At 41.0% G+C, this 15,587-nt stretch carries 12 protein-coding genes; all 12 read left to right on the forward strand.

Annotated features, from left to right (window positions below; all coding sequences use genetic code 11):
- Window positions 1-39 precede the first annotated feature (39 nt).
- Window positions 40-1,080 (forward strand): lipid II:glycine glycyltransferase FemX, encoded by a 1,041-nt coding sequence (locus AC04NP_RS02105; protein ID WP_482857643.1) that lies wholly within the window; start codon window positions 40-42, stop codon window positions 1,078-1,080.
- 71 nt (window positions 1,081-1,151) lie between these two features.
- Entirely contained in the window at window positions 1,152-2,735 is a 1,584-nt protein-coding gene (locus AC04NP_RS02110; RefSeq protein WP_482857644.1) for an amino acid adenylation domain-containing protein, read from the forward strand.
- A 25-nt stretch (window positions 2,736-2,760) separates the two neighbouring features.
- Window positions 2,761-3,807, forward strand: coding sequence for a DUF354 domain-containing protein (locus AC04NP_RS02115; RefSeq protein WP_482857645.1), 1,047 nt, complete (start codon window positions 2,761-2,763; stop codon window positions 3,805-3,807).
- Between the two features lie 23 nt (window positions 3,808-3,830).
- Window positions 3,831-4,919, forward strand: a complete 1,089-nt coding sequence (locus tag AC04NP_RS02120; protein WP_482857646.1) for a polysaccharide deacetylase family protein — start codon at window positions 3,831-3,833, stop codon at window positions 4,917-4,919.
- 1 nt (window position 4,920) lies between these two features.
- The gene (locus AC04NP_RS02125; RefSeq protein WP_482857647.1) at window positions 4,921-5,835 is read left to right on the forward strand and encodes an AAC(3) family N-acetyltransferase; all 915 of its coding nucleotides are present in this window, start codon (window positions 4,921-4,923) and stop codon (window positions 5,833-5,835) included.
- A gap of 22 nt (window positions 5,836-5,857) precedes the next feature.
- Window positions 5,858-6,805, forward strand: a complete 948-nt coding sequence (locus AC04NP_RS02130) for a polysaccharide deacetylase family protein (RefSeq protein WP_482857648.1) — start codon at window positions 5,858-5,860, stop codon at window positions 6,803-6,805.
- 260 nt (window positions 6,806-7,065) lie between these two features.
- Window positions 7,066-8,079 carry an SGNH/GDSL hydrolase family protein gene (locus AC04NP_RS02135; protein ID WP_482857649.1) on the forward strand — a complete coding sequence of 338 codons (1,014 nt, stop codon included), beginning with the start codon at window positions 7,066-7,068 and terminating at the stop codon, window positions 8,077-8,079.
- A 37-nt stretch (window positions 8,080-8,116) separates the two neighbouring features.
- Window positions 8,117-9,151: a GNAT family N-acetyltransferase gene (locus AC04NP_RS02140; RefSeq protein WP_482857650.1), complete on the forward strand. Its 1,035-nt coding sequence runs from the start codon at window positions 8,117-8,119 to the stop codon at window positions 9,149-9,151.
- 227 nt (window positions 9,152-9,378) lie between these two features.
- Entirely contained in the window at window positions 9,379-11,865 is a 2,487-nt protein-coding gene (locus AC04NP_RS02145; protein WP_482857651.1) for a GumC family protein, read from the forward strand.
- A 66-nt stretch (window positions 11,866-11,931) separates the two neighbouring features.
- Window positions 11,932-13,305 carry a lipopolysaccharide biosynthesis protein gene (locus AC04NP_RS02150; RefSeq protein ID WP_482857652.1) on the forward strand — a complete coding sequence of 458 codons (1,374 nt, stop codon included), beginning with the start codon at window positions 11,932-11,934 and terminating at the stop codon, window positions 13,303-13,305.
- An 11-nt stretch (window positions 13,306-13,316) separates the two neighbouring features.
- Window positions 13,317-14,225, forward strand: a complete 909-nt coding sequence (locus AC04NP_RS02155) for a sulfotransferase family protein (protein ID WP_482857653.1) — start codon at window positions 13,317-13,319, stop codon at window positions 14,223-14,225.
- A gap of 108 nt (window positions 14,226-14,333) precedes the next feature.
- Window positions 14,334-15,584: a glycosyltransferase family 4 protein gene (locus tag AC04NP_RS02160; RefSeq protein WP_482857654.1), complete on the forward strand. Its 1,251-nt coding sequence runs from the start codon at window positions 14,334-14,336 to the stop codon at window positions 15,582-15,584.
- The last annotated feature ends 3 nt before the right edge of the window (window positions 15,585-15,587 follow it).

The following is a 15,587-nucleotide window of genomic DNA, read 5'->3' on the forward strand; positions in this document are numbered from 1 at the left end:
AAAAAGGGAATCTGATCTGTCGGGCAGTATGGTAATCGTATGCGTATAGTTAAAGTAGTCGACCCCAGGGTTATCAAGGGGTGGAATGAACAGGTGCTGAGGTTGAAAGGACATTCTATCTTCCACTCTTCAAATTGGGCGGAGGTATTAAGTGGCGTATATGGTTACAAGCCCGTTTATTTCACCTTGTATGAAGCCGGTGAAATTAAAGGTGTGATCCCAATACTTGAGGTGGACAGTTTCATTACCGGAAGAAGAGGTGTGTCATTGCCTTTTTCAGATACTTGCGAACCGTTGGTACAGGATGGAAGTGCATTTCAATCCTTGCTGGAAGCCGTGAGGAATTATGCCAAAAGCAATGATTGGAAATACTATGAAGTGAGAGGAGGAAGTCAATTTTTTGACACCGGTATAAAGCCTTCTTCGGTTTTTTATGAGCATAAGCTACCATTGGTAACCAACCTGGAAGAATCGTTTAAGGCATTGCGTAGTAATACCAAAAGAGGCATCAAAAAATCGGTGAAAGAGCAAATTAAAAATGAAGTATCGAAGCGTAAAGAGGCAGTTGAAGCTTTTTACAGACTAAACTGTCTTACCAGGAGGCGTCATGGTTTACCTCCCCAACCTGTAGCGTTTTTTAAAAAGCTGCATGAGGTGATTATCCAAAAAGATCTTGGATTTATTGTAAACACCAGTTTCGAAGGCCGGGCGGTAGCCAGCGGTGTATTCCTGCACTTTGGAGATGAGATAATTTATAAATACGGCGCTTCTGATTTCAGCTATCAATTAAAAAGACCCAGTTATGCCATGCTTTGGCAGGGCATCTCAAAGGCTCATGAACTTGGATTTAAAGCATTGAATCTGGGTCGAACGGATATCGATAATCAGGGATTACGCAACTTTAAGCTCGGCTGGCGTCCACAAGAGCATGAAGTCAACTACTATAAATATAGTATGAAAGCAGGTAGATATGTTAAAGACAGTGCAAAGGTAGGAAGTTTTTACAATACCATTTTTCGACATATGCCGGATTTGTTATTAAGGCTGACCGGTAAGCTGGCTTACAGGCATATCGCTTAGCAGGCGCCTTCGAAAGGTTAAAAACTTATCAGATAAATTGTTTGATATTTAATTAAATTTTAAGTTTTGCCATGAGTTATGTACTGCAACAATTACTGATAACCAGTGCGGAAAAGTATCCGGAAAAAGATGCTGTAATTTTTGGTGATGATAAGATTACCTATGCTGAACTGCACGACAAGACCAACAGATTGGCAAGTTTTATGACCCAAAATGGCGTTGACCGGGGCGACCGTGTCGGCATTTTTCTCAACAAATCCGTTGAGTCCATTATTTGCATATTTTCCATTTTAAAGGCCAATGCAGTATACGTGCCCCTCGACCCTGTTGCACCGGCTGCCAGAATCTCTTACATCATCGATAACTGCCAGATAAAATGTTTACTCACCTCCTCGGCAAAATCAAAGGCACTCCCTGATATCCTTTCAAAAACAGCAGTAGAGACAATCATAGTTACAGACAACAGGCATGAGGTTGCAGAAGGTATTGATAAAAAGCCAATATTGTGGGAGGAGGTGCTGGCGGCCCGCTATGCAGGTGTACCTGAAATCAGAAATATTTCATCTGACCTTGCTTACATTCTTTACACTTCCGGTTCTACAGGTACCCCAAAGGGAGTAATGATTTCGCATTTGAACGCATTTACTTTTGTCAACTGGGTTGTAGACTACCTGAAGGTGGATGAAAATGACATTTTTTCCAACCACGCCCCCCTGCATTTCGACCTTTCCATATTGGACATTTTTTGTTGTATGAAAGTGGGAGGTACATTATGTCCTGTGCCGGAAACTTTGTCCATGTTTCCAATAAGGTTGTCAACATGGATACAGGATAACCACATATCTGTCTGGTACTCTGTGCCTTCTATCTTATCAATGATGGTATTGCACGGACAACCGGATCGAAAAGATTTTTTAAGTTTACGCATGATCATCTTTGCCGGTGAAGTATTTCCCGTTAAATATCTCCGTCAATTGATGACCCTAATACCGGGCAAACAATACATTAACCTGTATGGCCCTACTGAGACCAATGTAATCACCTATTACCGTGTTCCCCCGATTCCGCCCGATCAAACCAAACCGATTCCTATCGGAAAATGCTGTGAAAACATGGAGGTATTTGCCGTGACAAAAGAGGGAAAAATTGTCACGGAAGCAGGTGAAGAAGGAGAACTACTGGCCAGGGGCACCTGTGTGGCCCGGGGTTATTGGGGGGCTGAGGACCGGACCGGCAAAGTGTTTGTTCCCAATACCTTTCAGAAAAATTTTGATGAGAAAATATACAAAACCGGAGACCTTGTCGCACTGAATGAAGATGGGGATTATGTTTACATTGGCCGTGTGGATCATATGATCAAAAGCCGCGGCTACAGGATAGAAATCGGGGAGATCGAAGCAGCACTTTACACGCATCCCTCGGTGAGTGAAGTTGCGGTAATCGCCATACCCGACGATTTGATCACCAACCGGATAAAGGCCGTGATTACCTTAAAAGCAGGTCATTTCCTGGAAGCAACTGATGTGCGCATGTATTGCTCCGAGAAAATTCCAAAGTATATGGTGCCGGAAATCGTGGAGTTCCGGCAGAGCTTACCTAAAACCTCGACCGGCAAAGTTGACAAGCCGGCACTGATGAGGGACTCGGTGACATGATGCTATTGCATATATGATTTTTTCTATGGCAAAAAAAACAAAAAAAATCTGGATAGACCTCGATAACTCTCCTCATATCCCGTTTTTTAATCCGATTATTCAGGAACTTCAAAAAAAGAATTATGAGGTGTTAATTACTGTGAGGGACTACGCCCAGGCTATTGGCTTAGCGGATTATTTCCAGTTTGACTACCGGCCATTAGGCAAGCATTTTGGGAAAAATAAGCTTTTGAAAACTTTAGGTGTACTTTTCAGAGCAATGCAAATGTTACCGGTTTTTATCAGAGAAAGACCGGACCTGGCGTTGTCACATGGCTCGAGGTCCCAGTTTTTATTCGCAAGTTTGGCAGGAATGAAATGTGTGGTAGCGACTGATTACGAGCATTCCGCCGAATTCCCATTGTTAGTACCTACACTGGGTATTGTACCGGAGGTGATGCCTGAATCCTTCACTAAAAAATATTTTAAAAAAGTAGCGAGGTTCCCTGGAATCAAGGAGGATGTTTACAAACAAAACCTGCAACCCGACCCTTCGATACTATCTTATCTGAATATCCATGAAAACCATATCGTAGTTTCTGTAAGGCCCCCTGCTACCGCCGCCCACTACCATACCGAATTGAGCGACCGGCTATTTCAAATGACTATGGAGCATGTTTTGGCCAATGAGCATACCAAACTGATCATTTTACCAAGAACGACGGAACAGCAGGCTGATATTGAAAAAAAGTACAGGAAATATCTTGGAAGTGGAAAAATCATTATTCCCGGTAAAGTATTAGATGGCCTGAACCTCGTTTGGCACTCCGATTTGGTGATCAGCGGAGGTGGTACTATGATCAGGGAATCTGCGGCCCTTGGCGTACCTGCCTATAGTATTTTTGGTGGAAAAATTGGCGCTGTGGACCATTATCTTGAAACTTCCGGCCGCCTCTTTTTAATCAGGTCAGAAGAAGATATACAGCATAAGGTGATGTTGAAAAAAAGCGAAAAAAAAGCAGATACCCTAAAAGGCCAAAGCCCGGCTTTGCAAAAGATTGTCGAGGAAGTGATAAACCTTGTTGAAGCATAAAAGCGAATATTAATTTTAAGCACATGTTTGGAGTTCTGTTTACTTTAGATTACGAAATACACGGCAATGGTGAGGGAGCACCCGGGCAACTGATGGTGTCACCTACCGACCGGATGCTGGAACAATTTGACAGGTATGGCGCCAAACTGACAATTATGGCCGATGTAGCTGAAATACTTAAATTCAAGGAACATTTTGAAACCACAGGAAAAGACACTTTTGATTATCTTAAAATCGAAGAGCAACTGAAACGGGCGGTTGCTACAGGTCATGATGTGCAACTGCATATCCATTCATCTTATTTTAAATCCAGGCTGGTAAACGGCGCATGGCAACAACATTGGGACGAATATAGCCTGGCCGATTTGCCTTATTCCCGTGTTTTGGAAATGATCGGGACCTGCAAGGCTTATCTGGAGTCCTTGCTGACCCGTGTAGATCCCAATTACCGGTGTCATACCTTCAGAGCAGCCAACTGGTCGATGAGCCCCTCTGAAAACATCGTCAGGGCTTTGATAGAACAGCATATTAAAATTGACACTTCGGTATTTAAATACGGAAAGCGAAATGACCGGGTGAAATTTGATTACACCGATTCTTACAGTGATCTCGTGCCCTGGCCTGTCGATATGGAGGATGTATGCAAAAGAGACCCCGATGGGGCTTTGGTCGAAATACCAATTTATTCGGAACTGAAAAATGTATGGGCATTTTTAACGCCCAACCGGGTTTTTCGTGTGTTTCAGGCGAGTCAACACAAACATGCAAAACACCGGGATCTGGAAGATGAACCCCCCATGAGTGGCCAAAAAGCATCTAAACTTGCCGGATTAGTCTCCTTTTTTAAGGATAAACACGCCTGGAAGCTTGATTTTAACCAATGTACCGGTACCCAGTTAATAAAAGGATTAAAGCGAATAAACAGGGAGTATGGCCATCTCGGAAAAAAACTGCCGGTGGTATCGATAGGGCATTCCAAACTTTACACAAAAATCAATGAAAAAAGCCTTGAGTCATTTCTTGATTTTATAGCCGCTGGTGGAGACAAATATAGTTTTGCTAAATTTGAAGATTTCGACCTGAAATCGTTAAAACAGGAAACAGTCCAATGAGATGAAAGCGAAGTTTTATTACCTGCTAAGAAATGTATTTGACCAAAAAACCCGCAACAAACTAAAAATGGTCAAGTATGACCTGGAAAAAAAATTACGCCCTTTGAAGGAAAAGCGCTATGGTAATTTTTCATCACAGGATTTAAAACGAGCATTGGAAAAAAAATTGCCTGCTGAATTCGACATTTTGATGGTGCATAGCTCTTATAACACGATGCTGCCCATGTACAAAGGCAGTCCCAGGGAGTTGCTTGAGTTGTTGTTGTCAATTTGCGGGCCTGAAAAAACTTTGGTTATGCCGGCTTTCTTTTTTGGAGGAAGGGCTTACAATTACAATATCAGGCAATACTTTACCGATAAACCCACTTTTTACGTGGACAAAATGCCTTCTCAAATGGGGGTACTTACTGAAATCTTCCGGAATTATCCCGGTGTTAAGGTGAGCCGGCATCCTACGCACCGAATTACTGCCTATGGCCCAAAAGCCGATTACCTAACTGCTGATCATGAATTGTGCCTCACTGGCTGTGGAAAGGGGAGCCCTTTTGATAAAATGTCACATGGTAATACCTTAATCCTGGGTGTGGGGGTGAGATATTTTCATTGCATGACGCAAACCCACTCAGCAGAAGACGTCTTAATTGAAGAAGACAGGTATCCAACAAAATTTGATTCTATCCAAATTCCTGTTACCCTGCAATGTGGTGGGGACGAAAGCTTCTCCTATTCCTTGCTTTACCCGGATAAATCAGCCTATCGACGAAAATTGCATCCCATGGTAAGGAAGATTTTGGATAAGGAGGATTTGTTTGAATGGCGTTATTCAGGGGTAGATCTATTTTACGCCAGGGCCCGATCCGTTCAGGAAAAGCTCATTGCAGCCGCCATCAGTGGTCATTCTGCCTATCATAAGTAGTTTTTAGAAAAATCATTTTCCAATGGCACGTAATTTACATTTAATGGGCAAATCCAAATTTATCAATGTTGTTTTTTACACCTTGAAACCCCTGATTCCAAGAGGGTTACAACTCTGGTTAAGAAGGAAGTTGATTTACCGTAAACTGTCAAAATATGCAGATGTCTGGCCGATTTTGGAAAAGGCCGGTGCCCGGCCCGAAGGTTTTTCCGGATGGCCGGATGGCAAAAAATTCGCAGTGGTACTGACCCACGATGTTGAATTGCAAAGAGGGCATGACCGCTGTAAATCCCTGATGGCTTTGGAACAAAAACACGGTTTTGTTTCTTCCTTTAACTTCGTTCCTGAAAGGTATAAGGTGTCGCCGGCTTTGAGAAATCACCTGCAAGCCAATGGATTTGAGGTTGGGGTGCATGGATTAAATCACGACGGTAAACTTTTTCAATCCAGGAAGACTTTTCTGGAAAGGGCCAAAAAAATCAATGCTTATATCAAGGAATGGCAGGTTGTTGGCTTCAGGGCACCTGCAATGCACCATAACCTGGATTGGATACATGACCTGGATATTGCGTATGATCTTTCCACCTTTGATACCGACCCTTTTGAACCACAATCTGATGGCGTAGCAACAATTTACCCTTTTTGGGTGGCAAAAAACGGCAGTGGCTATGTTGAATTGCCTTATACGATTGCCCAGGATTTTACGCCCTATGTTTTGATGAGGGAGAAAACCATTGACATCTGGAAGAAAAAAGTCGACTGGATTGTGTCCAAAGGTGGTATGGTTTTGGTCAATGTTCATCCTGATTATGTGGCTTTCGATAATAAGAAACCAGGCCTTGAAGAATTCCCTTCCGCTATGTATGAGGAATTGTTGATGTATCTTAACAGCCGTTATTCCGGGCAGTTTTGGAATGCCTTACCTAAAACCCTTTCAAGGTTTTGGAAAGAGCAGGTTTTGTCAGTTTAAAGTAAAATTTTTATATTTTTTTGTACTATTTATAGGTTAATTTTGAAATTTTCAATACCTTGTCTGACATAATATTGACCTAGTTACCTTGAACTATAATATGAAGCCGGAATCCGTGTTAAAATTTGGATCATTGCTATGACCTGATTGTTCTGAAACAGGATTTTATTTTCATTTGAAAAAATTTTTAAAGGAACATGGATTGGCGGAAAGAATGCTCCTGTTTTTAAGATGCCGGATGTTCTATAATGATTTTATCGATGATGAAATTAACTACCCTTAAATCAAATTTTATTTTACTCTCGATATCGACGGTTTTTGCCCTGTTCCTGGGAGAAGTTATGGTTAGGCTTTTTGTGGTACAGGAAACCAAAAGACTGGCTACCTATGACCACGAGCTGGGCTGGAGAGGTAAACCCTTTGGAGAAGGAGTCTACATCCGGACCAAGGATACCATAGCGTCGTCTTACCGGTATAATAATCTGGGATTCAGGGATGATGATGTTGAAGCGTCGAATGCCGGGGGCTTAAGAATCGCCCTACTCGGGGACTCATTTCTGGAAAGCCTGGAAATGGATTACAATCGGATCTTTCATGAGCAATTTGAAAAAGCCTTGCAGCAAAAGGACGATCCTGACGCCAGGGTTATTGCCATCGGTTCACAGGGATATTCTACCGCTCAGGAGTTGCTGGCATTCAGAAAGTACAAAGATTTGGTAGACCCCCAATTTGTTTGGCTACTATTTTATACAGGCAATGATTATACCGATAACCTGAGAAAATCCTTTGCCTACCTGGATAAGGAGGGTGAACTTGTATTTCCTGAGAATAATACGGGTTGGATGAAAGTGCAATATCTGACCTTTAAAAGATGGTTATATGAACACTCTCATGCGGTTTTCTTTCTCAAAAACCTGATAGAGTCAAAAATGAATGTTAAAATCACTACCTCTGACAAGGCTGAGTCCGGCGGTTCGTCTGATTACAAATATGATATTACCCGCAAGCTCATACTTCGGTTCAATGAAGAAGTCGTCACGAGCGGCGCGCAATTCGGGGTAGTCGTTATCCCTTTTAGGGAGGATCTACTCAAAAAGGATGGAAAAAATGTGGATTTCATTATGAATATCTGTGAACGGGAAACAATTGCCTGCCTGGATTTAAGCCAAAGTTTACAAGCCAGCGATTATTTCAAGCACGACGTTCATTTTGTGGAAAGGGGGCATGATATTGTTGCCGACAAATTATATGAATTTTATAGTACTATGAAATAAGTACCTCACCTGTAAGTATTAAATTTCAGATTGAACCATGAACCATGAAGTAAAGATTTTGCACCCTGCAAAAACTGAAAACTGGGATAACATCATTCATGAATTGGGAGGCAGTATATTTCACACGGCGAATTGGTGTGAAGTATTATCCCAATCCTACAAATACAGGGCAAGATATTTTGGAATTTTTGATCATGATCAAATTGTGGGGGTTGTTCCGGTTATGGAAATAGACAGTTTTATTACCGGGAAACGGGGGGTTTCCTTACCGTTCTCGGATTATTGCTTCGCCTTGTTTCCGGACAAAGTCGATGTACAGACCGTATTATCGGATATCGCTGATTTTGGAAAAAAAAGCGGATGGAAATCTATTGAATTCAGAGGACTGAACTATCCCGGTGGAAATGAGTTTGTATCAGATTCCTATTATGTTCACCAGATCGATCTGAAAAAGCCTTTTGAGGAAGTAGTGAAAACATTTCGACGTCAAAATCGCATGAATATTAAAAAGGCTGTTAAAAATAATATTCGGATTAAGATAGAAAATACAAGGGAGGCGATCACAAAGTTTTATCAGCTAAACTGCAAAAACAAAAAGAAAAATGGGGTTCCTCCGGCGCCGTTGCATTTTTATCAGAAGATTTATGAGTATGTAATTTCCGAGGGGTTAGGAAATATCTTTGTGGCCAAGCTTGCCGATAAAACAATATCCATGGGAATGGCATTTCAATTCGGAGATCAGGTATTATTGAAATATATGGCGCAGGATTATCAATATCACCAATACCGTCCTAATAACCTGCTAATACATGACGCCATTAAACATTACGCCGGTTCGACCTGGAAAACGTTTTGTTTCGGTCGTACCGGAATGGATAACGAAGGCTTGTGCCAGTTTAAAAAAGGTTGGGGTACAAATGTCGATGTAATTAATTATTATAACATTAGTCTCGAAAAAAAAACTAAAACGGGTTATATGGGAATTTACAAAAACAACAAGAAGTATTTTAGCAAAATGCCGCTATGGATGCTAAAAATGGTTGGCAATATGATGTACAAGCATATCGGATAGGGTTGACCTCAGCAGGCTTTATGGAATTATTTCTTGAAATAATTCCAAATTATATTAAAATAATTTATTCTTTTACAGGTTAATTTAATATTTTAGAGCATGAAAAGAGGGTGGGCCGGGTATTCCTGGCTAACTGGTATCCATCTCTCAGCGGGTGAATCATTATTTTTAAGCAAACAACATCTAAAATATCATTAAACACTTCTTATCAGCAATTTTTAAACAAATTGAAAGCAAGAGATTACAACAATAATCCTACTGTTCAGGAAGATAACCTGGAAAAACATCTGGACTTTAAGAAGGTATTTCTGAAAATTATCAGGCATTGGCCCTGGCTGATAGCCTCGTTGATAGTGGGTATTGCCATAGCGGCCAGTTTAAACCGTTACACGACCCCGGTCTATATTGTTGAATCTTCTCTTTTAATTAAAGCTCCCAAAGAGGTGACCAACTCGGTTTCGGATTTACTTTACGGGGAGGAATTTTTTGGCAGAAACGTTACTAACCTGGAGAATGAATCGATATTATTCCGGTCATACAACCTGATAGAAAAAACCTTGAGGGATTTGGAACTGAACATTTCATATTTCGAGGAAGGAGATATTCATAACATTGAATTATATAAGAAAAGCCCTGTCAGGGTTGAAATCGATACTTCATCGGTTAAAAACTTATGGGGACTTCATTTGAGAATAAACCGGAATTCTGATTCCATTTTTACCGTGGAGGCAGCCGAAAAAAAAACCTCTCTTTTTCAGAAAGACGAAAAAGTGGAAAGAATAAATGCCCTGGTACAAAACAAGCAGTTCAGGACCGGGGAATTAGTAGATATTCAGGGCTTCAGGTTTAGGGTATTTTTTACATCGGGCAAGGGAAAGAAGAAGATTGATAACGTTTTGTTTACTGTTCAGCCCTACGAGCGGCTGAAAAAGATTTATAGAAGGGCCTTACGAATCGGACCGGTCGGTGAAAATTCCTCCATATTGTCTATATCTATCGAAGGCCCTACACCTGCTAAGTTGATTGACTTTCTGAACCGGTTAATTCTGAATTATATTGAAAATGAACTTTCTCAGAAAAACGAAAGGGCCAGCAAAACCATTCAGTTCATTGACAACCAGATTCTTTATATGAGTGATTCGCTCAATGTAGTAGAAGAACGACTGGAAACTTTCAAAAAAAGCAACAGGTCTACAGATATCAATACTGATGGAAGTGCGTTGTACAACGATATTCGCGACCTGGAAAAAGAGAAGTCTTTAGTGGAGCTTGAAATGACTTACCTGAACGATTTGGAAGAGTCTGTTTCGTTAAACACCACCGATCAGTTGGTCAACCCTTCTTCCCTGGGTATCGAAGACCCCACCCTCAATGAGGCCACCAAAGAATATTCCGATATCATCCTTAATCTGAATGTCATTGATCCGAACAAAAAGTTGAACAATCCTCTAATCCGTCAAAACCAGGAAAGACTCAGAGCCCTGAAAACCACCATCTTAGAAAGTATCAGAGGATTAAAGCAGAAGAATGAACTCAAAGTAAACTCTATAAACACTTCAATAGGCGGGTTAAAATATTATGTAAGAAACCTTCCTACTGCTGAAAGAGAACTTATTAATATTCAAAGAAATTATGATTTAAGTGAAGATCTCTATTTGTTTTTAATGCAAAAAAGGGCAGAAGCAGGGATCGCCAAGGCTTCTAATAGCAAAGACTATATCATTGTAGACAGCCCGATTATCAAAGGAACTTTACCTGTCAAACCCAGCCCGGTACTGAATTACACGATGGGAATCGTGTGTGGGCTGACCATCCCTGCTGTTATCATCCTGTTGATACAGGTCTTTAACAATAAGATTAGTTCAAAAGAAGAACTGCTTAAACTTGCCAGCTTACCATTGTCTGGTTTGGTGGTAAAAAACAAAAAGAACGATTCGTTCATCGCCAATGTAGCTTCAAAATCGCCGTTGATGGAGTCATTCAGGACTATCAGGTCCAATCTCAGGTACCTCATTGAGAACGATGACCAACATGGAAAAATCCTTTTGGTTACTTCATCTATGTCCGGGGAAGGAAAAACATTCTGCTCAAACAACCTTTCTTACATCTTCTCCAACTACGGTAAGAAAGTGCTCCTCATTAACTGTGACATGAGAAAATACAATGACCACACCATCTTTGGTGTGGAAGAAGGGAGTGGTTTGAGCGATTATCTGGCCGGTATTGCCAGTAAAGAGAAAGTAATACAACCCACTTTCTACCCGAATTTAGACGTTATTGTTCCCGGTGGAATTCCACCGAATCCTACGGAACTGATATTAAGTGAGCGGATGGGAAGAATGCTGGATGAACTCAAGTATGAATACGAATACATCATCTTAGACACACCACCCATAGGAGTCATTTCAGATGGACTCGAGTTGATGGATAAGAGTGATATTATCATCTACGTTGTAAGAGAAAATTACACACTTAAAAAACAAATACAGGAGGCCAATCAACTTTATCAGAACAGGAAAATTAAACACCTGACAATGATTTTGAATGATGTTAAACTCAGGGAAATAAACTACGGTTATGGTTACCTGTCAACCGACAAACCCAAAAGAAAGTCAAACAGGCGAACTGGCAAGTCCTATTCAATCCCCGTAAGCAGACCCCATCAAGCCGAAAGTCAGGTAGGCAAAAAGAGTGAAGATTCCATAGTGACTTAAGCCTTGATTGTTGCACTTCAGTGATTGAATAATCAATTAATATTTGCGAACTGCTATTTGGTGCCAATGAACACTATTACATTTTTAACAAAAAAAATATCTTCATTTTTTACCACTGGCCATAAACGCAGTCAAAAGGCAAAACTAAATATTGTAGCATCACTGGGGATCCGGGGGGTGAACATTCTCATTGGTTTTTACCTCGTACCGCTGACCCTTAATTATCTCAATGAAACCAAATATGGTATCTGGCTTACACTAAGCTCAGTCATAGGGTGGTTTACGTTTTTCGACATTGGTTTGGGCAATGGCCTGAGAAACAAGTTTGCAGTATCTATGGCGAGGGACCAGGATCATTTGGCAAAAACCTATGTAAGCACCACTTATGCTTTGATATTGGTCATTATGGTGGTCTTGTTTCTTATATTCAATGCCATTCATCCCTTTCTGAACTGGGCCGCAATACTCAATGCCGATCCGGCGTTGGAGAATGAACTTAACAGCCTGGCCTATTATGTGTTTGCTTTTTTTTGTTTGCAATTTGTTTTGAAACTGATCGGCAGCATCCTTTTGGCGGATCAGTTGCCTGCCGCCAATAACCTGATGAACTTTGCCAGCCAGCTTATCTCGCTTATTGTGGTCATAATTCTGATCAATACCACCGAAGGATCTTTGTTGCTTTTAGGCGTAACCATCTCTGCGGCACCGGTATTGGTGTTTCTGTTGGCAAGTGTCATTTTGTTTCGAACAAAATATAAGGCTTACGTTCCGGATTTTAAATCTGTTGATTTTAAAGAAGCCAAAACCCTGATGAACTTTGGCCTGCAATTTTTTATTATTCAGATTGCCGCGGTTGTACTGTTTGCTACCGATAATATGATCATAACCCAGATCCTCGGCCCTGAATCTGTGACGCCCTACAGCATTGCTTACAAATGCTTTGGGATGTTTGTAATGGTTTTTACCATTGTCATGAGTCCTTTTTGGTCTTCTTTTACCGAAGCCTATGAAAAAAAAGAGTACCAATGGATAAAAAACGTCATCAACAAGCTGTTGAGGTTTTGGTTTCTTTTTACAATACCGGTTTTGGTAATGCTATTACTGGCAGATACTTTTTATGAGTTTTGGGTGGGAGAGGAGATTATCGTACCTTTTTCCCTGTCTTTATCGATGGCGCTGTTTGCCATTCTACAGTCATTTAACCTCATATTTGTAAACTTTATCAATGGTGTTGGCAAATTAAGGCTGCAATTAATGACCGGCATTTTTTCCATTCTGGTCAATGTACCCTTGTCTATCCTGTTTGCCAAAGAATTCGGGTTAGGGGCCACAGGCGTCATTCTGGCTACTATAACTTCCATATTAATCAGCATTGTTTTAAGGGTGATCCAGTATCGCAAAATAATTGAAAACAGGGCGGTGGGCCTATGGAATAAATAAACATTATCGAAATGAGTAATAAACCAAATTTTTTTATTGTGGGTGCGGCAAAGTCCGGCACGTCATCTCTTTGGCAATATCTCAGAGAACATCCTGAGATTTATATGCCAGAGGATGAATTGTTTAAAGAGCCGAGATACTTTAGCAACCCTGAAAGGTTTATCGATGAAGAAGCCTATTTTAAAGTATTTGAAAGGGCAAAAAGTGAACATAAAAGAATCGGTGAGGCTTCCACGGCTTATTTGACCTGTCCCGATTGTCCGGAAAAAATCCACAGATACATGACCGGTCATAACCTCGATGTGAAGATCATCATTTTGTTAAGAAATCCTATAAACCGAGCCTATTCGATGTATAACTGGATGGTTCAGGATGGGTATGAATATTCTGCCTCATTCGGCAAAGCATTGAAAAGGGAAAAGAAGCGCATTCACAAAATGTCCGGGTTCTGGGAGCCTAATTATTATTATAACTATCTATACCTGAACTCAGGGATGTATCTGGATCAGGTGAACCGTTATTTAAAAACTTTTGGCAAAGAGCATGTCTATGTGGGATTATTTGAGGAGTTCACCCGTGACACACCAAAAATACTGAAAGAAATTCTTGATTTTTTAGGCGTAAACCCGGCGTATTTGCCGGATATCTCAAAAGTTTATAACAGGTCTTACAAGGTTATTCATCCCAGCCTTCAGTTTTTTCTCAGAAAATCTACCAAAATATTATGTAGATTGAGAATCATTAAATTCGAGAGTAAAGAAGAAAGGGACAGACTACTTAAATTAGGTTTAACCAGGCAAAAAATTCCTCCCCTGAACGAACGGTTGAAAAGTGAGCTTGCCGACACCTATGAATCGAATATCAGGAAACTCTCGGGTTTAATTAATAAAGATCTGTCAATTTGGTTAAAGAACCACTAATTCGAAAAGAGCGATATGAGTAGCAGCGCCGGTTATTCGCGCAAAACATAGTCAGGTAATGAGCGCGCTGATGCGGGTTTCAAAAAGCTAAAAACGAAATTTGAATCTATGAAAGTTATGCTTGTCAATACGGTTGATGCCGGTTCCGGCGCTGCAAGGGCCTCTTACAGGCTGCATACAGGTTTGCTGTCAATTGGCGTGGATTCCAGGTTTTTGGCAAAGACAAAATTTTCTAATGATGATGCCGTAATCCATTATGGTTTGCCTTATGGTAAAATCATCGATAAAATATTTAATCGTTATGTCAGGTTCAAAAAAAGAAATTATCACATCAAAAATGATGTGAGTTATACGATGGCCATTCATCCGGACCGTTTTTCATCTTTTGTCAGACGGTATAATCCGGATGTCATACATTTACACTGGTTTAGCAAAGGATTTATAAAACTGGAGTCCTTGCTAAAAGTCAGCCAACCCATTGTTTGGACCTTACATGATATGTGGGCCTTTACGGGGGGGTGTCACTACACACAGGGATGCGATAAGTACTTAAACCGGTGTGGAGCCTGCCCTGTATTAAATTCTCATGAGCCCTGGGATCTTAGCGCCGAAATCTTTCAGCGCAAGGAAAAGGTCTATCGGAAAATTTCCAAACTGCATGTTGTTACCCCCAGTCATTGGCTGGGACAGTGTGCTAAGGAAAGCTCATTACTGAAAAATATTCCTGTCCATGTCATACCCAATGGCATTGATACTGATTTGTTCAGGCCTTTATCGAGGGAAGAAGTGAGGCAAAAATGGCATATTCCCAAGGACAAGCGCTTAATTCTGTTTGGGGCTTTGAAACCAACCGGTGACCCCAGAAAAGGGTTTGCACAACTGCGTGAGGCATTGCATATCCTTTCCAATAAAGATGGCATTGATCGTAGTGCTATCGAACTAATGATATTCGGAGCGGCTGAGTCGAAAGAATTACCTGAGTTTGGGCTAAAAATAAACTTTATAGGCAGGGTAAATGACGATCGATCCCTGGCAGAGCTTTACAGTGCCGCTGATGTGATGATAGTGCCATCTCTACAGGAAAATTTAAGTAATACCATCATGGAATCTTTGTCTTGTGGGTTACCGGTCGTAGCTTTTGACATAGGAGGAAACAGTGATATGATTGAGCATCAAAAATGTGGCTATCTTGCCCGTGCCTCTGATAACCATGATCTGGCCCATGGTATTGAATGGGTGCTGCAGGAAGCCGGAAAAAACCGGAATTTGTCAAAAAATGCCAGAGAAAAAGCTGTAAGGGCGTATGCCCGGACCTCCGTTGCACAAAAGCATGTGGATTTGTATCAGGAAATAATGTGATCC

It is taken from the genome of Agaribacillus sp. DX54, from assembly GCF_056858335.1.